Source organism: Sphingomonas sp. DC4900 (assembly GCF_049896485.1).
In the GTDB taxonomy this organism is placed as follows: domain Bacteria; phylum Pseudomonadota; class Alphaproteobacteria; order Sphingomonadales; family Sphingomonadaceae; genus Sphingomonas; species Sphingomonas aquatilis.
This window is the reverse complement of the sequence record NZ_JAFCUK010000002.1, coordinates 359729-384421: the sequence shown is the minus strand read 5'-3', so window position 1 is coordinate 384421 and position 24693 is coordinate 359729. Positions and strand designations below refer to the sequence as shown.

21 protein-coding genes are annotated in these 24693 nt (G+C 67.9%); 12 read left to right on the top strand and 9 right to left on the bottom strand.

All coding sequences use genetic code 11. The annotated features are described in order from the left end of the window. The first annotated feature begins 28 nt into the window (after nucleotides 1-28). Nucleotides 29-1051, top strand: coding sequence for an alanine racemase (gene alr, locus ACP690_RS04320; RefSeq protein WP_426260261.1), 1023 nt, complete (start codon nucleotides 29-31; stop codon nucleotides 1049-1051). 55 nt (nucleotides 1052-1106) lie between these two features. On the opposite strand, the gene ACP690_RS04315 is transcribed toward alr, so the two are convergent. The 3 genes from ACP690_RS04315 to ACP690_RS04305 form a co-directional block, all read right to left on the bottom strand. Beyond that, nucleotides 1107-4301, bottom strand: coding sequence for a TonB-dependent receptor domain-containing protein (locus ACP690_RS04315; protein WP_052814229.1), 3195 nt, complete (start codon nucleotides 4299-4301; stop codon nucleotides 1107-1109). 184 nt (nucleotides 4302-4485) lie between these two features. Further along, nucleotides 4486-5658 (bottom strand): acetyl-CoA C-acetyltransferase, encoded by a 1173-nt coding sequence (locus ACP690_RS04310; protein WP_426260260.1) that lies wholly within the window; start codon nucleotides 5656-5658, stop codon nucleotides 4486-4488. A gap of 21 nt (nucleotides 5659-5679) precedes the next feature. Beyond that, nucleotides 5680-6687, bottom strand: coding sequence for an alpha/beta fold hydrolase (locus ACP690_RS04305; RefSeq protein ID WP_426260259.1), 1008 nt, complete (start codon nucleotides 6685-6687; stop codon nucleotides 5680-5682). 89 nt (nucleotides 6688-6776) lie between these two features. On the opposite strand from ACP690_RS04305, the gene phaR reads away from it, so the two are divergent. The 3 genes from phaR to ACP690_RS04290 all read left to right on the top strand — a co-directional run bounded on the left by phaR (nucleotide 6777) and on the right by ACP690_RS04290 (nucleotide 8466). Then, nucleotides 6777-7340, top strand: coding sequence for a polyhydroxyalkanoate synthesis repressor PhaR (phaR, locus tag ACP690_RS04300; protein WP_426260258.1), 564 nt, complete (start codon nucleotides 6777-6779; stop codon nucleotides 7338-7340). A 12-nt stretch (nucleotides 7341-7352) separates the two neighbouring features. Further along, nucleotides 7353-7538: a hypothetical protein gene (locus ACP690_RS04295; protein WP_043060532.1), complete on the top strand. Its 186-nt coding sequence runs from the start codon at nucleotides 7353-7355 to the stop codon at nucleotides 7536-7538. Nucleotides 7539-7779: 241 nt separating this feature from the next. After that, on the top strand, nucleotides 7780-8466 hold the full coding sequence (locus ACP690_RS04290) for a hypothetical protein (RefSeq protein WP_426260257.1): 687 nt from the start codon (nucleotides 7780-7782) through the stop codon (nucleotides 8464-8466). A gap of 74 nt (nucleotides 8467-8540) precedes the next feature. On the opposite strand, the gene ACP690_RS04285 is transcribed toward ACP690_RS04290, so the two are convergent. The 4 genes from ACP690_RS04285 to ACP690_RS04270 are packed head-to-tail and all read right to left on the bottom strand — an operon-like array spanning nucleotide 8541 to nucleotide 13396. Beyond that, entirely contained in the window at nucleotides 8541-9059 is a 519-nt protein-coding gene (locus tag ACP690_RS04285; protein ID WP_426260256.1) for a TPM domain-containing protein, read from the bottom strand. Nucleotides 9060-9064: 5 nt separating this feature from the next. Further along, the gene (locus ACP690_RS04280; RefSeq protein WP_426260255.1) at nucleotides 9065-10246 is read right to left on the bottom strand and encodes an aspartyl protease family protein; all 1182 of its coding nucleotides are present in this window, start codon (nucleotides 10244-10246) and stop codon (nucleotides 9065-9067) included. Nucleotides 10247-10275: 29 nt separating this feature from the next. After that, nucleotides 10276-11844: a hypothetical protein gene (locus ACP690_RS04275; RefSeq protein ID WP_426260254.1), complete on the bottom strand. Its 1569-nt coding sequence runs from the start codon at nucleotides 11842-11844 to the stop codon at nucleotides 10276-10278. A 16-nt stretch (nucleotides 11845-11860) separates the two neighbouring features. After that, nucleotides 11861-13396 (bottom strand): CpaF family protein, encoded by a 1536-nt coding sequence (locus ACP690_RS04270; protein ID WP_029720768.1) that lies wholly within the window; start codon nucleotides 13394-13396, stop codon nucleotides 11861-11863. A gap of 334 nt (nucleotides 13397-13730) precedes the next feature. Here ACP690_RS04270 and ACP690_RS04265 point away from each other — a divergent pair, with 334 nt between their 5' ends. Both ACP690_RS04265 and ACP690_RS04260 read left to right on the top strand, forming a co-directional pair. After that, the gene (locus ACP690_RS04265; protein ID WP_426260253.1) at nucleotides 13731-15233 is read left to right on the top strand and encodes a S1C family serine protease; all 1503 of its coding nucleotides are present in this window, start codon (nucleotides 13731-13733) and stop codon (nucleotides 15231-15233) included. 112 nt (nucleotides 15234-15345) lie between these two features. Continuing rightward, nucleotides 15346-16884, top strand: a complete 1539-nt coding sequence (locus ACP690_RS04260; protein ID WP_426260252.1) for a hypothetical protein — start codon at nucleotides 15346-15348, stop codon at nucleotides 16882-16884. 425 nt (nucleotides 16885-17309) lie between these two features. Here the strand turns inward: ACP690_RS04260 and ACP690_RS04255 are convergent, their stop codons facing one another. Beyond that, nucleotides 17310-18335, bottom strand: coding sequence for a methylated-DNA--[protein]-cysteine S-methyltransferase (locus ACP690_RS04255; protein WP_426260251.1), 1026 nt, complete (start codon nucleotides 18333-18335; stop codon nucleotides 17310-17312). Nucleotides 18336-18384: 49 nt separating this feature from the next. Continuing rightward, the gene (locus ACP690_RS04250) at nucleotides 18385-19326 is read right to left on the bottom strand and encodes a hypothetical protein (protein WP_043060525.1); all 942 of its coding nucleotides are present in this window, start codon (nucleotides 19324-19326) and stop codon (nucleotides 18385-18387) included. Between the two features lie 196 nt (nucleotides 19327-19522). Here ACP690_RS04250 and ACP690_RS04245 point away from each other — a divergent pair, with 196 nt between their 5' ends. The 6 genes from ACP690_RS04245 (at nucleotide 19523) to ACP690_RS04220 (ending at nucleotide 24532) form a co-directional block, all read left to right on the top strand. After that, nucleotides 19523-20071: a F0F1 ATP synthase subunit delta gene (locus ACP690_RS04245; protein ID WP_426260305.1), complete on the top strand. Its 549-nt coding sequence runs from the start codon at nucleotides 19523-19525 to the stop codon at nucleotides 20069-20071. Nucleotides 20072-20076: 5 nt separating this feature from the next. Beyond that, nucleotides 20077-21606: a F0F1 ATP synthase subunit alpha gene (atpA, locus tag ACP690_RS04240; RefSeq protein ID WP_017977455.1), complete on the top strand. Its 1530-nt coding sequence runs from the start codon at nucleotides 20077-20079 to the stop codon at nucleotides 21604-21606. Nucleotides 21607-21681: 75 nt separating this feature from the next. Beyond that, nucleotides 21682-22590 (top strand): F0F1 ATP synthase subunit gamma, encoded by a 909-nt coding sequence (locus tag ACP690_RS04235; RefSeq protein WP_426260250.1) that lies wholly within the window; start codon nucleotides 21682-21684, stop codon nucleotides 22588-22590. Nucleotides 22591-22615: 25 nt separating this feature from the next. Beyond that, complete coding sequence (gene atpD, locus ACP690_RS04230) at nucleotides 22616-24097, top strand: F0F1 ATP synthase subunit beta (protein WP_426260249.1); 1482 nt, start codon at nucleotides 22616-22618, stop codon at nucleotides 24095-24097. Beyond that, a complete protein-coding gene (locus ACP690_RS04225; RefSeq protein WP_063687418.1) occupies nucleotides 24097-24279 on the top strand; it encodes a hypothetical protein in 183 nt (60 codons plus the stop codon). The genes atpD and ACP690_RS04225 overlap by 1 nt, the downstream gene beginning before the upstream one ends. Before the next feature lies 1 nt (nucleotide 24280). After that, complete coding sequence (locus tag ACP690_RS04220) at nucleotides 24281-24532, top strand: ATP synthase F1 subunit epsilon (protein ID WP_017977459.1); 252 nt, start codon at nucleotides 24281-24283, stop codon at nucleotides 24530-24532. Nucleotides 24533-24693: the final 161 nt, after the last annotated feature.

Here is a 24693-nt window from a genome sequence, read left to right as displayed (position 1 = left end):
ACGGGCGTGCGCGATTATGCGCTGGCGCGTGACCGCTCCCCTCCGCCTCCGCCTCGACCCCGCCGCCCTCGCCGACAATTGGCGCACGCTCGACCGGATGAGCGGCCGCGCGGCCTGCGGCGCAGCGCTCAAGGCGAACGGCTATGGCCTGGGCGCGACCGAGGTCGCATCGCACCTCCGCGAGGCAGGCTGCCGCGACTTCTTCGTCGCCACCTGGGCAGAGGCCGAACGGCTCGCCCCGCTGCGGCTCCCGCTGTCGGTGCTGCATGGCGTGCGCGACGAGGACATGGCGATCGCGCTGACCGGCATCGCGCGGCCCGTGCTCAACACCGACGCGCAGGTTGCGCGCTGGCGGGCGGCGGGCGGCGGTGCGTGCGACGTGATGGTCGATACCGGCATGAACCGCCTCGGCGTGTCACCGCACGCGGTGCGGACCGGCCTGCTCGACGGCCTCGCCATCGACACGCTGATGAGCCACCTCGCTTGCGCCGATGAGGATAGCGTGATGAACGCGCGCCAGCTCGCCGCCTTTGCCGCCCTGCGCGGGGCGACGGGCGCGCGGCGGATGAGCCTCGCCAATTCCGCCGGCATCGCGCTCGGCGCCGATTATGCCTTCGACCTGACGCGCCCCGGCATAGCGCTCTACGGCGGCATCCCGCGGTCCGACTTCGCGGGCCTGATCCGCCAGGTCGTCCGGCCCGAAGCGCAGATCCTCCAGCGCCGCACCGTCGCCGCCGGCGACACCGTCGGCTACAATGCCACCTGGACCGCCGCCCGCGAGACCGAGGTTGCCATCCTCAACCTCGGCTACGCCGACGGCTACCTCCGCGCCTTCTCCGACCGCGGCAGCGCACAGGGCGGCACTCTGCCGGTCATCGGCCGCGTCTCGATGGATCTGCTGGCGGTAGACGTGACGGCCGCGCCGGACGTGGCGGAGGGCGACTGGCTGGCGATCGATTTCGCGCTGCCGGATGTGGCGGCGCAGGGCGGCCTATCGCAGTACGAGCTGCTGACCGGGCTGGGCCGCCGGTATGGGCGGGTGTGGGGCTGACAAAAAAAAGGCCGCTTCCGAAGAAGCGGCCCAACTGTTTTCCATTTCTAAATGATCAGAAGTTCGCCTTGAACCCCGAATAGAAGAAACGGCCGATGTTATCGTACGGGTCGCCGCTGGCAACGCCCAGCAGGTCATACGGGGGCTTCTTGTCGGTGATGTTGTCGACGCCGACGTAGAAGCGGAAACGCTCGGTTGCGTTGAAGCCCAACTGGATCGAGTGATAGAACGCTTCCGGGTAGAAAACGACCGGGTAAGCATCCGGATTGCGTGCCGGACGTCCGTCATACGCGTGCTGCGTTTCCCATTCGCCGATCGTCGACTTGCCTTCGTACCGGACGCGATACTGGATATCGAACGTCTTGAAGTCGAGGTTCCCGACGAACTGGCCACGCCATGCGGCATAGCCGAGCTCACCCTTCTGGCGGTCGCGGTAGGTCGGATCGGTGACGTCGGTGTAGGCGTTATTCTGCGCCACATAGCTGGCGAGCAGGCGTAGCGACAGCGTGCCGGTGTCGCTGATCCGGGTCCGGTACGACATGTCGAGGTCGAACCCGGACGTTTCCAGCTTCGCGTAGTTGAAGCCCTGCGAGAAGAACGCCGGACCCGTGATCGGGAACGACACCGTCGAACCACCGTGAACGACGTTCTGCTGACCCTGGAACGTGCCGTTGGGGTTGCGGAAGACCGCCGCGCAGAACGGATTGTTGATGCCGCTCGGGTTGTCGTAGCACTGGTTCACGATCGTCTGCGCTGCCAGCGAGAAGATCGCGTCCTTGATCGTGATATTGTAGTAATCGAGCGTCAGCGAGAAGCCGCGGAGCGCCTGCGGCTGCAGGATAACGCCAGCGGTGAAGCTGCGGCTCTTTTCGGCGTTCAGATTCGGGTTGCCCCGGTTGAAGCCCGAGATGCCCGAAGCGGCGTTATTCGTGAACGGCTCGGTCGTGCCGTTGAACGTCTGAGTGGTCGGAACGCCGGCCGCCGCGCAATTCTTTACGCGATTTGGGTTGTTGTTGATGTTCGCCTGGCTGCACGGATCGGCAAGACCATTGGCGAAGGTCTGCGAATTCGAATTGTACAGTTCGATCAGCGACGGCGCACGCACCGACCGGGCGTAGCTGCCGCGGAAGGTGATGTCGCGGATCGGTGCCCAGACCGCGTTGAGGTTGTACGTCCACGGCGTACCGGCATTGCCGATATTGTAGTGCGACACGCGCGCCGCGCCGCTCAGCGTCAGTTCGTGGAAGAACGGTCGGTCGGCCAAGAGCGGAATGCTGAGTTCGCCGAACGCTTCCTTGATGTCATACGCTGGCGGTGCGAACGTCGGGATCGAGTTAAGGAACGTCGCGCCGCTGGCGGTCAGGTCGTCATACTTCGAGAATGCCGTCTCACGGCGGTATTCGCCACCGATCGAGAAGGTCACGTCACCGCCCGGCAGCTTGAACAATTTGCCGTTGACGAAACCGACGAGGTCGAATTCTTCGGCCTTCTGCTTACGCGTCGAGGTCACCGAAAAATAATTCAACGCCGCTTGGCTGACCTGTCCCTGGCCGAACAGGTTGACGGGCACGCAGCTCGGATCGTCGTTTGTGGTGATCGCGTCTGCATTGATTCCGCAGACGATCTGGCCTGCTGCATTGCGCACAGCATTGATCGAATTCGCGTACTTCTGCGTAACGTAGTTGCCGTTCGTCTTGTAGAAGGTGTCAAGACGGCCGTAGTTCGCCGACACTTCGTAATGCCAGCCTTGGCCGAAGTCTCCCTCGACGCCGCCAACGATCCGGAAGGTCTCACGGCGATGAACCTCACCGCGGCCGCCGAAATCGACGTTGAAGCGCTGAGCGGTGAACGTGGTCGCCCCCGGTGCCAGTGCCGACACCAGCGTCGCGCGGGCCTGATCGGTGAGGTACGGGTTGTTGATGCTGAACGTGTTGTTGGCGAAGGTCGGCTGACCTTCCTGCAACGCGTCGATACGGACGTACTTTGCTTCCACGAACGGCTTGAAAGCGTCCGAGAAGTCATAATGGGCCAGGATATTGGCCGAGTAACGTTCCAGCTTGGGCTGAAGCATGCCGGTGAGCCGCAGCGTCGAACCCTGTCCGCCGACGCAATTTCCCGAACCGAAAGGACGCAGATCCGTGATGCAGTTGTTCGCAGTCAGCGAACCATCCGGGTTGAACACGAAGGTGCGGCCGTACTGGCTGAGGGTGTTCGTGCTGCCCACGTTGGCAAGTCCCGAACAGGCTACGCCACGCCGTGCCGCGAAGGCGGCAGCGGATTCACCGGTGGCAGCCACGGTCGGGCAGGTGGCTGTGAACAGACCGCCTTCCGAAATCGTGTTGTTGCGCACGTTACGGAGGAAGCTGGTGTCAGGAATGCCGTCGCCCAAGGAGGATTCCGGCCCGGTGCGGATGGCGCCGCCATTGGGGTTGAGCTGCGGTCCAGTGTTCTGCGTCGCATTGAACTGACTGCGGCCCGAATAGGCGCCGGTGATGTCGTCGCGGTCGGTGTAATAGACTACGTTGGAGCGCGAATATTCGGCAGCCGCAGCAATGTTGCCGCGGCCGTCGGCAAAGTTCTTGCCGACGGTCAGCGCGCCGAAATAGGATCCGCGCGTGCCGTGGGACGAAATGCCGCCTTGCCCGGTAGCGCGAATTCCCTCGAAGTCGCGCTTCATGACAAAGTTCACCACGCCGGCCATCGCGTCCGAACCGTAGACGGCCGAGCTACCGCCGGTCTGAACGTCGACGCGCTCGAGCAGATCGGTCGGGATCGTGTTGGTGTCGACGACGAAGCTGCCCGGCTGCGACGTCACGTGGCGGCGGCCGTTGACCAGCACCAGCGTGCGCTGCGTCCCGAGACCACGCAAATCGAGCAGGTTAAGACCGGCCGTGCCGATGAAACGCGTCGAATTGGCTTGGCTGTACGTCGTGCGCAATGCCGGAAGCTGGTTGAGTGCGTCACCGATCGACAGGTTGCCGGTCGAGGTGAGCAACTCGGACGTGACCGAGGTGACGGGCGCAGGCGAATCGAGATTGGGTCGAGCGAGACGCGAACCGGTTACGACGATCTCGCCGTCCCGAGACGTTTCGGTCTGTTCACTCGTCGGGTCGGTCGCCGCATTGGCTTGCGCATCGGCGCCGGACTGAACGGGGGTATCGGTCTTACCAGCCTGCGCGGCTGCTACGGAAGGATAGGCTGCCAAAGTGCCGGCGAGCGCCGACGCCGCCAGCAAGGTACGGATATTCATGCATGGTCCCCTGTTGAAGAGCACGTGTTCGTGCTTATCCCAGGGGCCCATTGTGAACATCAGATGACGGCGACCGCAACGATCGATCGCCCATCGGCAACAAAAAACTACATTTTCACGTCATGATGTGACTGGCACGCAACATTGGTGCAGCTATGCTGCCGTATGGTGACAATGCTCTCGATCACCGCTCCACACACATCGCGATCCCCATGCCGCCGCCGATGCACAGCGTCGCCAGGCCCTTCTTCGCGTCGCGCTTCTGCATTTCGTACAGCAGCGTGGTCAGCACGCGGGCGCCGCTGGCGCCGATCGGGTGGCCGATGGCGATCGCGCCGCCGTTGACGTTGGTCTTGTCGGGGTCGAGGCCCAGTTCCTTGCACACCGACAGCGCCTGCGCCGCAAACGCCTCGTTCGCCTCGATCAGGTCGAGGTCGGCGACGGTCCAGCCCGCCTTTTCCAGCGCCTTCTTGGACGCCGGCACTGGGCCGATGCCCATCACCGACGGGTCGACGCCCGCGCTCGCCCAGCTCTTGATCGTCGCCAGCACGGGGGTACCGCGCTTCTCGGCTTCCTCGCGGCTCATCAGCACCAGCGCGGCGGCGCCGTCGTTCAGGCCGCTGGCGTTGGCGGCGGTGACGGTGCCGTCCTTCTTGAATGCCGGGCGCACGCCGCTGACGCTGTCGATCGTCGCGCCGGCGCGGATATATTCATCGTCGGCGACGACGGTGTCGCCCTTGCGGCCCTTGATCGTGACGGGCGCGATCTCGTCCTTGAACCGGCCAGACCCGCGCGCCGCCTCCGCCTTGTTCTGGCTGGCGACCGAGAAGCTGTCCTGCTCGCCGCGCGTCACCTGATATTGCTCGGCGAGATTTTCCGCCGTGATGCCCATGTGATAGCCGTTGAACACGTCGGTCAGGCCGTCGTTCACCATCGTGTCGACCAGGCTGACGTTGCCCATCTTGGTGCCGCCGCGCATCGTCTGTGCGTGCGGGCTGAGCGACATGCTTTCCTGCCCGCCGGCGACGACGATCGACGCATCGCCGGTCTGGATGGCCTGGCACGCGAGCGCCACCGCGCGCAGGCCCGATCCACACACCTGGTTGACGCCCCAGGCGGGCACTTCCTTGGGGATGCCGGCCGCCATCGATGCCTGGCGCGCCGGGTTCTGCCCTTGCGCCGCGGTGAGCACCTGGCCCAGGATCACCTCCGACACCTCTTCGCCCTTGACGCCGGCCTGTTCCAGCGCGGCCTCGATCGCGACGCGGCCCAGCTCGTGGGCCGGGGTGGCGGCGAACGCGCCCAGGAAGCTGCCGACGGGGGTGCGCTTGGCGGCGGTGATGACGATCTCGGTCATGATGATCTCCTTGTGCGCCGCCTATCTAGCGGCGGGCAGGGCCGCGATCCAGTCGGCAAGCGGCTGCCATAGCGATGCGCGAGCGCGCCCGCCGACGATCATGCCGACATGGCCCAGCGCCAGCTCGCGATGATCGGCGAGCCCTGCGGCGGTGGCGGCGGGGACGATCCGGTCGGTGGTGGAGACGAACTCCACCGTCGGGCAGGCGAGCGCCTCAGGGATCACGCTGTGCCCACGGATCGTCCATTGCCCTTGTCCCGGCGCATCGGCGGTGATGAAGCGATCGAACAGATCGCGCGCGCAGGCGAGGGGGAGCGGCTCGCCGGCATTCGCCCAATCCTCCAGCCGGACGAAGGCGCGCGCCGCCTCGCTGTCGGGCGCCATCCGCCCGAACGCCTCATATTTCGTGATCGTGCGCGCCGGGTCGAGCCGCCAGAATCCCGCCTGCAGCACCTCCATCGGCAGCACGCCCAGCGCCTCTGCGGTCGGCAGCGCCGCTTGCCACAGCTCGCGCATCCCGCCCCGCGCCGCGCCATAGCCATCGAACCGCCACGGCGCCGCGATCGTCGCGAGGCCGGCCACGGTCGTACCCGCCGCCGCCGCGGTCGCCATCGTGCCGCCCAGGCAGTATCCGACCAGCACCGGCGGCGCATCGAGCTGCTCGATCAGCGGCAGCAGCAGCGATTCGACATGGCCGGACATGTCCATGTCCCGGTCCGCCGGCGTCGGCGCGCCCCAGTCGACCAGCGCGACGCGAAAGCCCTGTGCCGCCAGCCAGCGCACCAGCGATACCGCGCCGAGATCGAGAATTGCGGGCGGATTGATCAGCGACGGCACGCACACCACCATCCGCCCCCGCCCGCCATAATAGCGCAACGCCGCCCGTCCCGCCGTGGCCAGCGCCGGCATCGGCGGCGGGGCAGGGGGGCGGGGCGCCTGCTGATAGGCGGTCAGCCCGGCGAGCGCGGCAGCCATCCGCTCGGGATATGCTGCAGTTTCGCTGCGCAGCATGTCGAGGAACAGGGGCAACGGCCGCGGACCGTGTTGCGGTGCGGAAAATTGAGGCGTAGCATGCGGTTCGATCACGGGCATAACACCGGAACGGGCAGGGGACGCGTATGAAGAAGCAACAGCCGGGCGACGGCGTCGTCATCATCAAGAAATACGCCAACCGGCGGCTCTACAATACCGAGACCTCGTCCTACATCACGCTCGATCATCTCGCGACGATGACCCGCGAAGGCCGCGACTTCAAGGTCGTCGATGCCAAGACCGACGACGATATCACGCACAACGTGCTGACGCAGATCATCATGGAGGAGGAAAGCCGCGGGCAGACGATGCTGCCCGTCAGCTTCCTGCGCCAGCTGATCGCCATGTACGGCGATTCGATGCAGTCGATGGTGCCGGGCTATCTGGAGGCGTCGATGGACAGCTTCCGCCGCAACCAGGAACAGTTCAAATCGGCGGTCGAGGGCGCGTTCGCTCATTCGCCTTTCGCCGAAATCGCCAAGCGCAACATGCAGATGTTCGAGGCCGCGACCCAGGCGTTCGGCGTCGCACCTGCGATGGCGCCCGCCGCCGCGCCTGCGCCCGCCGCGCCCGCCAGCAAGGATGACGAGATCGCCGCGCTGAAGGCGGAGCTGACGCGGTTGCAGGACAAGGTCGAAAAGCTCGGCTGACGGCGCGCGCCCGTGCCGGTGATGTTCTGGAGCGCGGGCGCCAGCCTGTGCGTCGCCCTCGTCGCGGCGTTCGCGGATCGGCGGCGGCGCCTGCGCCACGATCCCGATCGCGTCGGCTTCGTCGACTGGCGCACGGTGCAGATGGCGGCGCTGCTCGCGACGATCCTGCTGGTGAGCGTCGGGCTGCATACGCGCTGAGGGCCGGGGCAGCGACCAGCCAGTCTGTCGCGCCATCCCCCCGTTCGCCCTGAGCCTATCGAAGGGCAGGCGTCCACCGCCGCGCCGCGCGTGTGGCGACCCATCCTTCGACAGGCTCAGGACGAACGGCCAAAAGGGTGAAGCGCACCTCCTCAAAATCCCGTTGCGTCCTGCCTTCAATGGCTTACGCTTGCGGCCATCGCGGGCCTATCTCCCCGCCGTCTTCCGGGGAGCGACATCCGTGCGCCATCTGCTGATCCCGACCGCCGCGGCGGCCGTCCTGTTCGCTGTGCCTGCCCATGCCGACGAACTGCAATCGCGATTGCTCGCGGGCATGCAGGCGGCGCGCGCCACCGCCTTCGCCTTCCAGCAGACGATCGTCGTCGAGACGACCGGGCAGGCGCGGCGCACGATCGTCGAACGCTACGACCCCCGCCGCCCCGCCGCCGAGCGCTGGACGCTGGTCAGCGTCGACGGCAAGGCCCCCACCGCCAAGGACATCGCCAAGGCGCGCGAGGGCAAGAAGAAGCCCGGCTCCTACGGCGATCTCGCCGACTGGTTCGGCACGCCGGCGCGCCGGGTCGAGGCGCCGGCGGGCTATGCCGCCTATCACTTCGATCGCCTGCCCGCAGGCGAGTTGAAGATCGGCAACCACGACGCCTCCGCCGACACGGCCGCCGACGTGCTGGTCAACACCAAAAGCGCCACCCCCTTCGTCGAACGCGTGCGTTTCACCTCGACCAAGGGGTTCCGCATGATGCTGGTCGCCTCGGTCAAGCGGATCGACAGCAGCAGCCGCTATGTCGCCGCGCCGGGCATCGGCATCGTCCCCGAATCCTTCGCGATGGCGATGACGGGATCGATGATGGGCAAATCGGGCGAACTGAAAACCAACGTGACGTTCAGTGGCCACCAGCCGGTGAAGTGAGGCAACGGGGGCTGGTTATAACTGCGGCGCGCCAGACGGGCGTGCCGGCTCGCACTCGCCGCGTCGCGCGACGGTCAGCGGGTGGCGTTGCCCGGAAAGGACAGTCGCCCGAGCTGTGCTGCGACACCGCGCTCGATCCCAAACCCGATCTGGCCTGCCTTGAAGGCCGGAATCATGACCTGGTCCATGACGTGCTGGCACACGGCGTCGGGCAGCCGCCGGGTCAATCCCGAGCCGACCGATATTCTCGCCCGTCTGTCATTCGGCGCCACCAATAGAACGATGCCGTCGTTGATTCCCCTTCGGCCGACACCCCACCGGTTCCCCAGCCGGTCGGTAAAGCGGGCCACATCGTCGCCGTTCAGACTGTTCACCGTCACGACGACCATTTGGTGCGCGGTTTCCCGCTGAAACCGGCTCAGCTGTTGCGTCAACCGCTGCCGCTGCTGCGGGATGAGCACCCCTGCCTGGTCGACGACATACCCCGTGAAGCGCAAGGGAGTGGCCGCGACAGCTGCCGGACGATCGACGCTGCTCAACGCCGCATCGGTGCCGCCGATCGCTGCCAGCAGCATCAGGATCGATGCGAGCACCCCGCTCAATAGAAGCGCTTCAGCGTCAGCGACCGGACGGTGCCGTCGCACAGGCCCAGCCGCACGATCGTGCCCGGCGTGCCGATCGACCATTTGGCGAGCGCGCTCGTCGGATAGTCCGCACCGATCGGCTGGCCGTCGATCCGGCAGATGAGGTCGCCGACCTGCCACCCCGCCGTCGCCGCGGGGCCGCCGCGCATGACGTGCAGCACCTTCAGCCGGTCCCGCTCCAGCCCGACGAGCAGCCCGCTGGTCGATCGCAGCGGCGGCCGGTTCGCGTCCGGCCCGGGCTTCAACACCATGCGCCCCGCGGCGGGATCGAGCAGCACGCGATAATTCTGTAGCAGCCCCGATCCGATCCGCCCGGCGACGCCGATCGTCTCCGAAAAGCCGTTCGCGGGCTCGATCCGCGTCTCGACGCTGCGGATCGCCTGTTCGCCGATCGTGATCATCGGCACGATCGTCAGCGTGCTCACCGTCTCCCCGGCGAGACCGAACGAGACGGTGGTGGTGCTCGGCAGCCGCGTCACGCCCGCGCGCTTCGCCGCGCTGTCCGACAGCGTCAGCGCCGATCCATCGCCGGTATCGACGATCACCGGCGATAGCGTACGGCGCCCGATCCTGACCTGACTTTCGTAGACATGGCGCGCGGGCGAGATCGTCAGCGGCGCCAGCGCGCCGACGAACGGCAGCCGGCCGGAGGGGAGCAGGCGAAACCGGTGGTTTGCATAGTCGATGTCGAGCGCCTGCCCGCCGATCGCGTCGCGCCCGATCAGCATGTCGACCGCTTTGGCGCTGCCCGTCGCCAGCGCCGGCAGGTCGGCGACGGTGACGCCGCCGCCGGTGCGCGTCAGCCCGCCGATCGTCAGTGTCCGCGTCGGCTGCCACCCAACCGCGACCGCGCCGCTGCCGGCCCCGCCGATCGCGGTCGCCTGCCCGTCGCTCTGCACCCGCGCCGGGTCGGCGGCGGCACGCGCAAGCACCGAATAGCTCACCCCCGTGTCGAGGATCGCGGTCAACGGCGCCCCGTCGAGCGTCAGCGTGAAGCGGATCTGGTTGCCCGGTGTCAGGTCGAACGGCACCCAGCGCGCATCGGTATCCGCGGCCAGCGTCGCGACGCCCTCGCGTCCCGCAGGCGGGGGTGCCGCGGCGAGCAGCAGCAGGGCGAACGGTAGGAGGACGCGCATTGGGCACACCCTAGCGCGCCCGAACCGACCTATAAACCCGTGCGGGCCATCGCGCGGTTAATGAGGAAGGGAGATTCGCTTGCCCCCGAGCAGCCGCCGCTGCGCGCCAGCACGCACATCCGGATGTTCCAGCTTTGCTCGCAATGGTCGACGCGCCAGCCGGCGGGAACGCGCAGCGTGCCCTGGGTCGCGGTAACGATGCGGTTGAACCCCGCCTGATGCGCCAGCGCATTCGCCATGGGGCGGTCGGCGGGATCGGCGGAATCGCCCGTCCAGAACATGCTGATCGGCGTGCCCCGGCGCAGCGCGACCGCACCCGGTAGCACGGCGAAGCTGGCGGGCTTGACCAGCGCGACGCCGCACACCGCCGGATCGGCGCGCAGATGGGCGAAGGTCCGCCAGCCGTCCGCGTTGGGCGATAGCTGATTGGGCGCGAGCTTGCCCTGCGCCAGGCCGATCGAGGCGAGCGCGAAAGCCGCGAAGACGCCGACCGTCACCGCGCGCGCCTGCCCCTGCGATAGCCGCGCACGGGCCAGTGCGATGATCTCGCCCCAGCCAAGCGCGGCCAGGATCACCAGCACGGTAAAGGCGAGGAAGATGAACCGATATTCCTTGTGCGGGATCAGGCTGTGGATCACCAGGGTCACCGCCGCCGCGGCGAGCAGTCCGGGCGCCTGCCGCCAGCCGTACAGGATGCCGACCACCGCCGGCACCATCCACCACGACCACACTTCCATGAACCACGCGACATAGGACAGCGCCGGGAAGGTGCCGTAGCGCGCGGAGACGTTGTGGACGATATTCTGTTCAAAATTGCCCAGGATCCAGGCGAACGGCATCAGTCCGCGTGCGGCGTCGACGATCGCGCTGGCGGCGGCGACCGCGAGCGCTCCCGTGAGCAACACCGCCCAGCGCTTGCCGTCGAACAGGTCGCGCCGCCATTCCACCAGCACCAGCACCGCCGCAGCGGGCGCGTAATGCGGCCGGGCGAGCGCGGCGAAGGCGAACAAGGCGCCCGCCGCGGCGATGCGGCGCGGCCCGGCATGCCTTGCGGTCAGCAGCGCGACGGCGGGCAGGAAGGCCGCGACCGCGATCGGCTCCGCCAGCGTTTCGGCGGCGAAGAAGACGATTTCGAACCAGGTCGCCGCGACGACGCCGGCAAGCACCCCGGTGGTCGCGCTATGTCGTCGCCCGATATCCCACGCCGCCCAGATGATGCCGAGCGATGCCGCCGCGGTGGCAAAGCGGGGCAGGATCATCGGCAACAGGCCGTTGGGATCGATCGCTTCGCCGATTCCCAGCGGGATGGCTAGCAAGGCGGGCAGCATCCAGCTGCGGATGCCGGTCCGCCATTCCCAGGTGATGACGCCCTCGCCGGTCAGCAGGCGATGCGCGGGCTCCAGATATTGATAGATCGCGTCGGGGTGATGGAAGCCGGGGGTCAGTGCCGCCCAGACGCGCAACACCGCACCGATCAGCATCAGCCAGGCGAGCGGCCGCGCGAGGACGACCCGTTCGATCGCCGCGTACAGGCCCGGCCCGCGAATCGCCGCGTCCCGCGTCGTCGCCATGTCACGCGCGTGAATCGCCGCGGTCATCCGCCCGGCCCCCGCCTTACAGACAGGCTTCGAGGAACGCCTGGTCGAAGCCGAACTGCTTCGCCTTGTCGAGCGTATAGGGGCGCAGGCCCATCGAGCGATATTCGCCGATGATCTTGCCGTCGGCGCTTTCGTCCAGATACTCGAACTTGAACAATTCCTGCGTCACGATCACCGGCCCTTCCATGCCGATCACTTCGGTGACGTTGGTGACGCGGCGGCTGCCGTCGCGCAGGCGCTTGACCTGGATGATCATGTCGACGCTGTCGGCGATCTGGCGGCTGATCGCCTCCTTGGGCACCTTGATGTCCGACATCATCACCATGTTTTCCATACGCGCCAGCGCCTCGCGCGGGGAGTTGGAGTGGAGCGTACACATCGATCCGTCGTGGCCGGTGTTCATCGCGGCGAGCATGTCGAAACACTCGGACCCGCGAATTTCGCCCAGGATGATGCGGTCGGGGCGCATACGTAGCGCGTTCTTCACGAGGTCGCGGATGCTGATCTCGCCCTGACCCTCCAGGTTCGCGGGTCGGGTTTCGAGCGGGAGCCAGTGCGGCTGCTGCAGCCGCAATTCGGCCGCGTCCTCGATCGTCAGCACGCGCTCGCCCGGGTCGATCATCTTCGACAGCGCGTTCAGCATCGTCGTCTTGCCCGAACCCGTACCGCCCGAAATGACGACGTTGAACCGGCTGGCGCCCGCGATCTTCAGCGCGGTCGCCATCTTGGGGCTCATGCTGCCGAACCCGGCCATCATGTCGAGCGTGATCGGTTTGGCGGAGAATTTACGGATCGAGATGGCGGTGCCGCGCAGCGACAGCGGCGGCACGATCACGTTGACGCGGCTGCCGTCCTTCAGGCGGGCGTCGGCGAGTGGCGTCGTCTGGTCGACGCGGCGGCCGACCGAATTGACGATGCGCTGCGCGATCTGGAACAGATGCTCCTCGTCGCGGAACTGGATCTGCGCCAGCTCCAGCTTGCCCTTGCGCTCGACGTACGTTTGGTCGGGGCCGTTGACCATGATGTCGGTGACGGCGGCGTCGGCGAGCAGCTCCTCGAGCGGCCCCAGGCCGAGCAGCTCGTCGACCAGCACCTTTTCCAGCGCGAACTGTTCGCGCCGGTTCAGCGTCAGCTTCAGCTCGGCGAGCACTTCGCCGATGATCGGGCGGAATTCCTCGGCGAGCTCGTCCTTGCTCAACGTCGCCGCGGCTTCCGGATCGACGCGTTCCAGCAGGCGCGGCAGCACCTGTTCCTTGATCTTGTGGATCGAGGCTTCGAAGCCCTCGTTGCGGCTGCTGCCCGCATCGCCACTGGCATTCTGTCGCTCGGTCAGCCGCGCCATCGCATCGACGGTGCCGGCGGGCGGCGCGGGGGCGAGCGGATCCTCGGGCGCGAGCAAAGCCGATTCGATCGGCGGGAACTGGCTGCCCGGCGGCGTGTCCTCCGCCGGCCGCGGCGCCACGCCGCTGCTTTGCATCGGGCGCGCGACGCCGAACGCCGGCCTCGCCGGCTGTCCGCCACCCATTCCGTTCCGACGCCCGAACGCGCTCATACCCAATTCCAATATGGTCCTGCCGAGAGGGGTAGGGGGCAAGGTTTGACATTTTCCTAACCACGATGCGCCGCGGGCCGGTGTGCCGGGAAGACATCGCAAAGGCTGGCGAAGGCTGTGGTCGCGCAGAGGCGCTGAGGACGCGGAGGTGTCCGTCGCGCGGCCACGCGCGCCTCCTTCGGCGCGTGTTCGGGATGGGCCGCGCGGGCAGCGGGCGCAACACCTCTGCGGTCTCCGCGCCTCTGCGCGAACACAGCCTTCATCCCGCCCGATCCATCCCGTCCGCCCGTACAAGGCTTGACAGCGTGGCGTGGCTAGCCTTCGAGACCGGGGCATGCGCCGCCTGTTTCTCGCCCTGCTGCTGCTCCTCGCCTGGACCCAGCCGGCGCGCGCCGACGATATCGGCGCCACCGCGCGCGGTGTGGTGCGCGTCGTCACCATCGCGGTGGTCGATGGGCAGGTGGTCGGCTTCGGCCATGGCAGCGGCGTCGCGGTGGCGCCCAATCGCGTCGTCACCAACGCGCACGTCGTCGACCTCGCCGAACGCTATCCCGACAATGTCGTCGTCGGCGTCGTGCCGTCCGAAGGCGACAAGAGCTACCAGGGCCGCGTCATCGCCTATGACGCGCGCGCCGACCTCGCGCTGATCGAATTCACCGGCGCCAGCCTGCCGCCGGCGACGCTCTACACCGGGCCGATCGGCGAAGGCGATGCGGTGGTCGCTCTGGGCTATCCCGGCAACGTCGACCTCGCGACGGCGAAATCCGCGGCCGACTATATCCGCCCCACCTCGCCGGTGCGGTCGGAGGGGGTGTTCTCCGGCCGGCGCAACCTCACCGGCACCGAGGTGCTGCTCCACACCGCCAGCATCGCGCGCGGCAATTCGGGCGGGCCGCTGCTCGATCGCTGCGGCCGGGTGATCGGCATCAACTCGGCGATTACCCGCGGCGAAGAGGGCGACAGCTCATTCGGCTTCGCCATCGCCGATACCGAGCTTGCCGCCTTCCTGCGCACCGCCAAACAGCCCTTCGCCACCACCGGCGCGCCCTGCACCTCGATCGAGGAGCGGCTGCGGCAGGATAGCGAGGCCGACGCCCGCGCCCGCGCCGACGCGCTCACCAGCGCCCGCGAAGCAGCGACCCGCGCCGCGATGGGCCGCGAGGAAGCGCTGGCCACCGCGCGCGAGGCCGCACAGGCGCGGCGCGAGAATGTCATGGGCATCGCCGGCCTGTTGCTGGTCTTCGGCGCAATGGGGCTGGGCGGCGCCGGCCTGCTCGACGCAAAGGGCCGCCGCCGCGCCGCGCTCTGGGCCGCGGGGATCGGGGCCGCGACGATGGCGGCGGGCATCGCGACCTTCATCCTGCGCCCCTCGGCGCGCGCCGATCTGCCGCCCGTCCCCGTTGCCGCACGCCAGGCAGTACCCAACGCACCGCTCGGCAAGCTCGTCTGCACGTTGCAGGCCGACGCCAGCCGCGTCACCGTCTCGTCGACCGACGACGTGACGCTCGACTGGGGCAAGAGCGGCTGCGCCGACGGTCGCACCCAATATCTCGCCACCGGCGACGCGTGGCAGCGCCTCACCGTCCCCGACGACGAACAGACCGTGTCGTCGCGCGTGTTCGATCCCGTCACCCGCCGCCTGACGGTCACGCGCTACATGCTCGGCGCGCAGGCGATGCAGGCGCTGCGCAGCCTGAGTGCGAAGACCGTCGGCCAGCGCTGCACCGTCGATCCGGTCGCCACCGAACGCCTGGTCCAACAGCAATCCGCGCAGCGCGCCGCGCTGCCCCCGCTCCCCAACGAAAAGCTCGTCTACGCCTGCCGCCGCGCGGGTTGAGCCCGGTCGATCGCAACGACGTCCGCAAAGCCGCGGCGGCATTTCCAAAAGACCTCTGGCACCTCCCACGGGCCGCGTTACGCTGCCCATATCGGACCGAAGGGGGGCGGGGATGCGATTCGCGATACGGGGCATGATGGCGGCGGCGATCGGAGCGGCCACGCTCGCTGTGCCCGCGCAGGCCGAATGGTATGAAGCGACCGGTCGCCACGTCGTCGTTTACGCCAACGACAGCGCCGATGCCGTGCGCAAGCAGGCCGAGCAGCTGGAACGGTTCGATGCGGCGATCCGCCTGGTGCGCGGCTTGCCCGACACCGATCTCGATACCTCGAACAAGCTGACCGTCTACGTTGTCGCCAACGATTCGGCGGTCCAGCGGCTGTTCGGCGCCGGCGGCAAGAACATTGCGGGCTTTTATGATGGCCGCGCCAGCGGATCGGTCGCCTTCACCCCCGGTCGCAGCGATCGCTCGGAGGGCGGGCTCGATCCGCAGATCGTCCTGTTCCACGAATATGCGCATCACGCGCTGCTCGGGCATTCCGAGCTTGCGGTGCCGCGCTGGTATTCGGAAGGGTTCGCGGAGTTCATGTCGACGACGCGGTTCGACAAGGACGTCTTCTGGATCGGCGCGCCAGCGCAGCATCGTGCCTACACGCTGCTGGAAGGGCAGGGCATGTCGGCGGAAAAGCTGTTCGCCACCGATCGCCGCAAATTGTCGGATTCGGAAACGAGCGAGCTGTATGCGCGCGGCTGGCTGCTCACGCACGTCCTCGCGCTCGACCGGACGCGTGCGGCGCAGTTTTCCACCTACCTCACGCTCTTCAACCAGGGCATGCCGAGCAGCGAGGCGGCGACCAAGGCCTTTGGCGACCTCAAGGCGCTGAATAAGGAGATGAACAAGCGCCTCAGCGGTTCCAGCTTCCCCGCGTACAAACTGTCCAACGATCGGCTGCCCAAGCCCGAGGTGAGCCTCAGACCGCTACGGCCGGGCGAAAAGGCGATGATCGCGCTGCGCATGCGATCCGATCGAGGCGTCAATCGCGAAACGGCGCAGCCGATCCTCGCCGAAGCCACGCCGATCGCGGCGAAATATGCCGACGATCCCGTGGTCCAGGGCTGGTTTGCGGAAATGGCGCTGGATGCGGGGCGCAACGACGTTGCCGAGGCGGCGGCGGATCGGGCGCTGACGCTCGATCCCAAATCGTCGCAGGCTTTGGTCTACAAGGCGCAGGTCCACCTCCGCCGCGCCAGCGCCGCGCATGCCAAGGACCCCGCCGTCTGGAAAGAGGCGCGCTCGTGGCTGCTCAAAGCCAACAAGCTCGACAACAACGACGCTTATGCCCTCATGCTCTATTATTCCAGCTTCGGCATGGCGCACGACGTGCCGACCGCGAACGCCAAGGCTGCGCTGGCACAGGCGCATATGCTGGTGCCGCAAGATGAGGCGTTGACCTTCGCCTACGGCGTCCAGTCGCTGCTCGACGGCAAGACCGACGACGCGCGCCTCGCGCTCCGGACGCTCGCCTATTCCCCGCATGCCCCCGTGGACAACCCCGCCGCCCGCCTGCTCGCCCAGATCGATGCCGGCAAGACCGGCCCCGCCGCGCTCGCCGCGGCCGGCGGCAAGAAGGACGACGTGACGCTGGACTAGCCCGCGCGAGGCTCCCCAACCGACCACAGAGGCCAAGCCCGCCAAGTCCTCCCCCGCCAGGGGGAGGTGGCATGCCGAAGGCATGACGGAGGGGGAGGTCAGGGGAGCCTCGCGACCGCAGACACTCCCGTCCACCGCCCTCGACAGCAAGACCGGCCCCGCCGCGCTCGCCGCGGCCGGCAGCAAAAAGGACGACGTAACGCTGGACTAAAGCGCCGGACCCCGAGCCGACCCCATAGGCCAAGCCCCCCAAGTCCTCCCCCGCCAGGGGGAGGTGGCATGCCGCAGGCATGACGGAGGGGGAGGTCAGGGCAGCGCCTCGCAACCGCAGACACTCCCGTCCCCCGCCCTCGACGGCGTCACCCGATCAGCCCCGAAACCGCACACCGCGCTCGCATGCACAACCCAAACGGCATCACGCGCCGCTACCCCCGCTCGCGCGCCAGCAGCGCACGCTTGCGCTCAACCCCCCAGGCATAACCGCCCATCGCGCCGTCGCCGCGCGTCACCCGGTGGCACGGCACCAGCACCGCCAGCGGGTTACGCCCGCAGGCCGTCCCCGCCGCGCGCGTCGCCCCCGGCCGTCCGGCCGCCGCCGCCAGCTCGGCATAGCTGCGCGTTTCGCCCGCCGGGATGGTGCGCAGCGCCTGCCACACCGCCTCCTGAAACGCCGTGCCCTGCACATCCACCGGCAGGCCCGCGTCGCGTCCCGGCGTCTCGACCAGCGCCACCACCTCCGCCGCCAACGTCGCCAGCGCGGCATCGCCCGGCACGATCGTCGCCTGCGGGAAATGCGCCGTCAGCGCGCCTGCATCCTCGTCGAACGCGATCCGGCACAGGCCCGTGTCCGTCGCCGCGACCAGCAACGGCCCCAGGCTGGTCGCCACCACGGTCCAGCGGATCGTCAGCCCCGCCGCACCCTTCGCCCGCGCGCGCGGCGCCATGCCCAGTCGCGCGGCGCCGTCGGCATAGAAACGGCTTGCCGCGCCATAGCCCGCGGCATGGATCGCCTCGGTCACGCCCGCGCCCGCATCCAGCGACGCCGCCGCCCGTCCGGCGCGCACCGCCCGCCCGTAAGCGGCGGGGCTGACCCCCGTCGCCCGCGTGAAAACCCGCTGGAAATGATGCGGCGCATAGCCGACCGCACCGGCGAGGTCCGCCAAAGTCACCGGTCCCTCCGCCGCCGCGATCGCCGCGCAGGCGTCGGCCACCGCCTGCGTGTCGCGCGCCACGCCATCGGGCAGGCAGCGCCGGCACGCCCGATAGCCTGCCGCCCGCGCCGCCGCGCCATCTGCCAGAAAGAGCACGTTCGCCCGTGCCGGGCGCCGCGCCGGGCAGCTCGGCCGGCAATAGATGCCCGTGCTGGTGACCGCGACGACGAACGCGCCGTCCTGACTCCTGTCCCGCGCCACGAAGGCGGCCCAGGCCGCATCCTGATCGATCTCGCTCATGCCCCCGTCATAGCGCGCGGGCGGGCGCCGCTCATCCCGCGGCTTGCGATCAAAACCCGGTGCCGCGCACCGGCGGCCGTGCGCGCATGATCGCGACATCGTCGCGCCCGGCGGCCAGGCTCGCGACGCGCTCCAGCCCCTTGCTCACCGCGCTGCCCGCATCCGGCGCGAACAACCGCGCCCGCGTGTAGCGGTCCGCCGCTTCGGCATAGCGGCCCGCGGCTTCGGCGCACAAAGCCAGGTTGAACGTCGTCGATCCCTGATCGGGCACCGCTTTGTCGATCGCGGCAAAGGCGTCGCACGCCGCGTGTTCGTCGCTCTTGGTCAGATGGACTGCGGCCTTGAACTGTTTCGCGATGTCGGGCGGCAGGCCGTCGCGCTCCTCGCGCACGCGCACCTTATAATCCTCGGCATGCGGGGCGAGGTCCAGCCGCACCTCCTGCGCGATCGAATCGGCCATGCTGCCGACGGTAAAGCCGACGTCGCTGGCGACGCCGCGATCCTCGCACCAGCTCGAAAAGTCGTGCCGCGTCTTGGTAGTATCGTATGGCTTCTCGCCGCTCCGCGCCTCGCGCAGCACCAGATCGGCACGGATGTCGATCGTCCGGTTGGTGCAGCGCACCTGATAGCGCTGCTTGGCGACGCATTTGCCGTCCTTGTTCTTCTCGACGCAGCGCTCGCGGCTTTCGGTGTAATCGTTGGTCGACACGTTGACGCCGGTATGGCCGGACAGCAGCCCGTCGGGGCGCAGGCCCGCGGGCACCAGCACCGCATGCGGCACGCCGTCCGCGCCCAGCTTGCTCAGCCGCCGCTCGATCGCATCGGCCAGCGTACCGCCATAAGCGCCGTCGAACGGCCCGATCCCGATCGTCGGCAGCAGGCTCGCCGCGCGCGCATTGGCGCCGAACACGCCGGCCACGTGCAGCACCTCGGCCCGCGCCGTGCCCGTGATCGCCAGTCCCGCCAATACGATCGCCGCCCACCGCATCATCCGCCTCCCGTTTTGCCCTGTTGCCACCGTTACGGCCCCGTTCCTGAACAGAAGCTGCGCGTCTACTTGCGCTTGTTCGCCCCCCATGCTAGCCGCCCGCCACCCATAAGTGGTGCGCGAACTCGCGCGCCCTCTTCCCCATGGGCCAACATTTCGGCACGAGGACTTCGATTCCGTGGAGACATCCAGCGGTAATTTGGGCGGCGGTATCCAGGCGAGCCTGGGCGGACGCTATGCGATCGCGCTGTTCGAACTCGCCCGCGATGCGAAGAGCATCGACACCGTCGAGGCGAGCCTCGTGGCGGTCCGCGACGCGCTGCGCGACAGCGACGACTTCGCCAAGCTCACCACCAGCCCGCTGGTCGCCCGCGGCGCCGCGGTGAAGGCGGTGCTTGCCGCCGCCGACGCGATGGGCCTCGACGCGACGACCAAGAACTTCCTCGGCGTCCTCGCCGAAAACCGCCGCCTCGCCGCGCTGCCGCAGATCATCCGCGCCTTCCGCGCGCTCGCCAGCCGCCACCGCGGCGAAGTGTCGGCCGAGGTCACCAGCGCGCATCCGCTGACCGAGGAACAGGTCGGCGAACTCAAGCAGCAGCTGCGCACTCGCGTCGGCCGCGACGTTTCCGTCGACCTGTCGGTCGACCCCGAACTGCTCGGCGGCCTGGTCGTCCGTATCGGTTCGCAAATGATCGATTCGTCGATCCGCACCCGTCTCAACACTCTCGCGCACGCGATGAAGGGCTAACGCAAATGGATATCCGCGCCGCAGAAATCTCGAAGGTCATCAAGGACCAGATCAGCAACTTCGGTGACCAGGCCCAGGTCAGCGAGACCGGCCAGGTGCTCAGCGTCGGCGACGGCATCGCGCGCATCTACGGCCTCGACAACGTCCAGGCGGGCGAGATGGTCGAATTCGCCAATGGCGTGCAGGGCATGGCGCTGAACCTCGAAGCCGACAACGTCGGCGTCGTGATCTTCGGTTCGGACGCCGAAATCCGCGAAGGCGACACCGTCAAGCGGACCGGCACCATCGTCGACGTGCCGGTCGGCAAGGGCCTGCTCGGCCGCGTGGTCGACGGCCTCGGCAACCCGATCGACGGCAAGGGCCCGATCGTCGCCGACCAGCGCAGCCGCGTCGAGGTGAAGGCGCCGGGCATCATCCCGCGCCAGTCGGTCAGCGAGCCGATGCAGTCGGGCCTGAAGGCGATCGACGCGCTCGTTCCCGTCGGCCGCGGCCAGCGCGAACTGATCATCGGCGACCGCCAGACCGGCAAGTCCGCCGTCGCGATCGACGCCTTCATCAACCAGAAGGGCGTCAACGCCGGCACCGACGAAAAGAAGAAGCTGTACTGCGTCTATGTCGCGGTCGGCCAGAAGCGCTCGACCGTCGCGCAGCTCGTCAAGACGCTGGAAGAGAATGGCGCGATGGAATATTCCATCGTCGTCGCCGCGACCGCGTCGGAGCCGGCGCCGATGCAGTTCCTCGCGCCCTACACCGGCGCTGCGATGGGCGAATATTTCCGCGACAACGGCATGCACGCGCTGATCGTGTTCGACGATCTGTCGAAGCAGGCGGTCGCCTATCGCCAGATGTCGCTGCTGCTGCGCCGTCCGCCGGGCCGTGAAGCGTACCCCGGCGACGTGTTCTATCTGCACAGCCGCCTGCTCGAGCGCGCCGCGAAGATGTCGGATGCCAACGGTGGCGGCTCGCTCACCGCGCTGCCGATCATCGAAACCCAGGCGGGCGACGTGTCGGCCTACATCCCGACCAACGTGATCTCGATCACCGATGGCCAGATCTTCCTCGAAACCGACCTGTTCTTCGCCGGCATCCGCCCCGCGATCAACGTCGGCCTGTCGGTCAGCCGCGTCGGCTCGGCCGCGCAGACCAAGGCGATGAAGAAGGTGTCGGGCTCGATCAAGCTGGAGCTCGCCCAGTATCGCGAAATGGCTGCTTTCGCGCAGTTCGGCTCGGACCTCGACGCCTCGACGCAGAAGCTGCTCAACCGCGGTGCGCGCCTGACCGAGCTGCTCAAGCAGAAGCAGTTCAGCCCGATGCCGTTCGAGGAGCAGACCGCGTCGATCTTCGCCGGCACCAACGGCTATATCGATAACGTCCCCGTCGCGGACGTGACCCGCTACGAAGCCGCGATGCTCGCCGACCTGCGCGCCAACCACGCCGACGTCCTCACCAAGATCCGCGACACCCGCGATCTCGGCGACGAAGCGAAGGCGGGCCTCAAGGCCGCGCTCGACCAGTTCGCGAAGACCTTCGCGTAACGTTCAATGTGCTCCCGCGCAGGCGGGAGCCCAGTACTGGGTCCCCGCCGTCGCGGGGACACATGAAGGACAACAATGGCGTCGTTGAAGGCCCTCAAGATCCGGATCAACTCGGTCAAGTCGACCCAGAAGATCACCAAGGCGATGAAGATGGTCGCCGCCGCCAAGCTGCGCCGTGCGCAGGAAGCGGCGCAGGCCGGTCGTCCCTATGCCGAGCGGCTGGAGGCGGTCGTCGCCAGCCTGTCGCGCCAGCTGGCGGGCGGTGCGGGCGTCTCGCCGCTGCTGTCGGGCACCGGCAAGGACCAGGTTCACCTGCTCGTCGTCGCAACGTCCGAACGCGGCCTCGCCGGTGCGTTCAACAGCAACATCGTCCGCGCCGCCCGCCGCAAGGCGGAGGAGCTGGAGGCGCAGGGCAAGACCGTGCGCTTCTACCTCGCCGGCAAGAAGGGCCGCGTGCTGCGTCGCTTCTACCCGAACGCGATCCTCGCCGACCATGAGCTGGGCCAGCACAAGGTGCTCGGCTTCCAGCAGGCGCGCGAAGTCGCCGACGACCTGCTCGCACGCTACGCGGCGGGCGAATTCGACGTCGCGCACCTGTTCTACGCCAAGTTCGTCTCGGCGCTGGTGCAGCTGCCCGTCGGCCGCCAGATCATCCCCGTCGCGGTGGACGCTTTGGACAAGGACGTACCCTCCACTTCGTCCACTTCCAGCAACACTTCCGCCCCCGCCGCGGTCGTCGAATACGAGCCCGACGAAGAGTCGATCCTCGCCGACCTGCTGCCGCGCAACGTCGCGATCCAGATCTTCCGCGCGATGCTGGAAAACGCCGCGTCGGAACAGGGCAGCCGCATGAACGCGATGGACAATGCGACGCGCAACGCGGGCGACATGATCAACCGCCTGTCCATCCAGTACAACCGCACGCGCCAGGCCGCGATCACGACCGAACTGGTCGAGATCATCTCCGGCGCCGAAGCGCTCTAACGAATCCGAAGCAGGAAGAACCGCCATGGCAACCGCCGCAGACGACATCCGCCCGACCCAGTCGACGGGCAGCAGCAACACCACCGGCACGATCGCGCAGGTCATCGGCGCCGTCGTCGACGTCCACTTCCCCGAAACGCTGCCGGCGATCCTGTCGGCGTTGGAATTGGATAACAACGGCACCAAGCTGGTGCTCGAGGTCGCGCAGCATCTGGGTGAGAACACCGTCCGCACGATCGCGATGGACGCGACCGAGGGCCTGACCCGCGGCCAGACCGTTCGCGACACCGGTTCGCAGATCAGCGTCCCCGTCGGCCCGGCGACGCTCGGCCGCATCATGAACGTCGTCGGCGAGCCGATCGACGAGCGTGGCCCGGTCGCCACCGACCTGCGCGCGCCGATCCACGCGAAGGCGCCGGAATTCGTCGACCAGTCGACCGACAGCGCGATCCTCGTCACCGGCATCAAGGTCATCGACCTGCTCGCGCCGTACGCGAAGGGCGGCAAGATCGGCCTGTTCGGCGGCGCCGGCGTCGGCAAGACCGTGCTGATCCAGGAACTGATCAACAACATCGCCAAGGGCCATGGCGGCACCTCGGTGTTCGCGGGCGTCGGCGAGCGCACCCGCGAGGGCAACGACCTCTATCACGAATTCCTCGACGCGGGCGTCATCGCCAAGGATGCCGACGGCAATCCGATCAGCGAAGGATCAAAGGTCGCGCTGGTGTTCGGCCAGATGAACGAGCCGCCGGGCGCCCGCGCGCGCGTCGCGCTGTCGGGCCTGACCATCGCGGAATATTTCCGCGATCAGGAAGGGCAGGACGTGCTGTTCTTCGTCGACAACATCTTCCGCTTCACGCAGGCGGGCGCGGAAGTGTCGGCACTGCTCGGCCGCATCCCGTCGGCGGTGGGCTATCAGCCGACGCTGTCGACCGACATGGGCGCGCTGCAGGAGCGCATCACCTCGACCAACAAGGGCTCGATCACCTCCGTGCAGGCCGTCTACGTCCCCGCGGACGACTTGACCGATCCGGCGCCGGCAACCTCGTTCGCCCACTTGGACGCGACGACCGTGCTCAACCGCGCGATCTCGGAACTCGGCATCTATCCGGCGGTCGATCCGCTCGATTCGACCAGCCGCGTTCTCGAACCGCGCATCGTCGGCCAGGAGCATTACGACACGGCGCGCGCCGTTCAGTCGCTGCTCCAGCGCTACAAGTCGCTGCAGGACATCATCGCCATCCTCGGCATGGACGAACTGTCCGAAGAGGATAAGCTGACCGTCACGCGCGCCCGCAAGATCCAGCGCTTCCTCAGCCAGCCGTTCCACGTCGCCGAAGTCTTCACCGGCATCAGCGGCAAGTTCGTGCAGATCGAAGACACGATCCGCTCGTTCAAGGCGGTCGTCGACGGCGAATATGATCACCTGCCGGAAGCGGCCTTCTACATGGTCGGCGGCATCGACGAAGTCGTCGCCAAGGCCGAAAAGATGGCCGCCGAGGCCTAATGCCTGCGCTGCGCCGCGAGGACGCCGTCAACGCCATCTGTCCCTGGTCGGGTAAGCCGATCAGCGACGATGCCTTGACGGTCTATCGCGGCGCGGTGGTCGGTTTCTGCAATCCCGGCTGCCGGGACAAATTCGACGCGGCCATCACCGCGTTCGATCGCGTGATTGAAACGAGACTCTGACATGCTGCACTTCGAACTCGTCACGCCCGAAAAGCTCGTCCGCTCCGAGGACGTGTACATGGTCGTCGTGCCCGGCACCGAAGGCGACTTCGGCGTGCTGGAGGGCCATGCGCCCTTGATGTCCACCGTCCGCGACGGCGCGCTCTCGGTCTACCGCACCGAAGGTGGCCAGCCCGAAACCATCGCGATCCAGGGCGGCTTTGCGGAAGTGAACGCCCAGGGCCTCACCGTCCTCGCCGAACACGCGGCGTAATCGATCCGGGGCCGGCGGCGATGCAGACTGTTGGATCGCCCTCCCGCTAAGTCCCTGCGCGAGGGCGCACAATCAGCACCGGCTGTCCTACAGCCCGTTACCCCGATACAGCAGCCGGCAAACCCCGGCTCTTTCTCACCGCCGCTCACCCCATTCCCGTC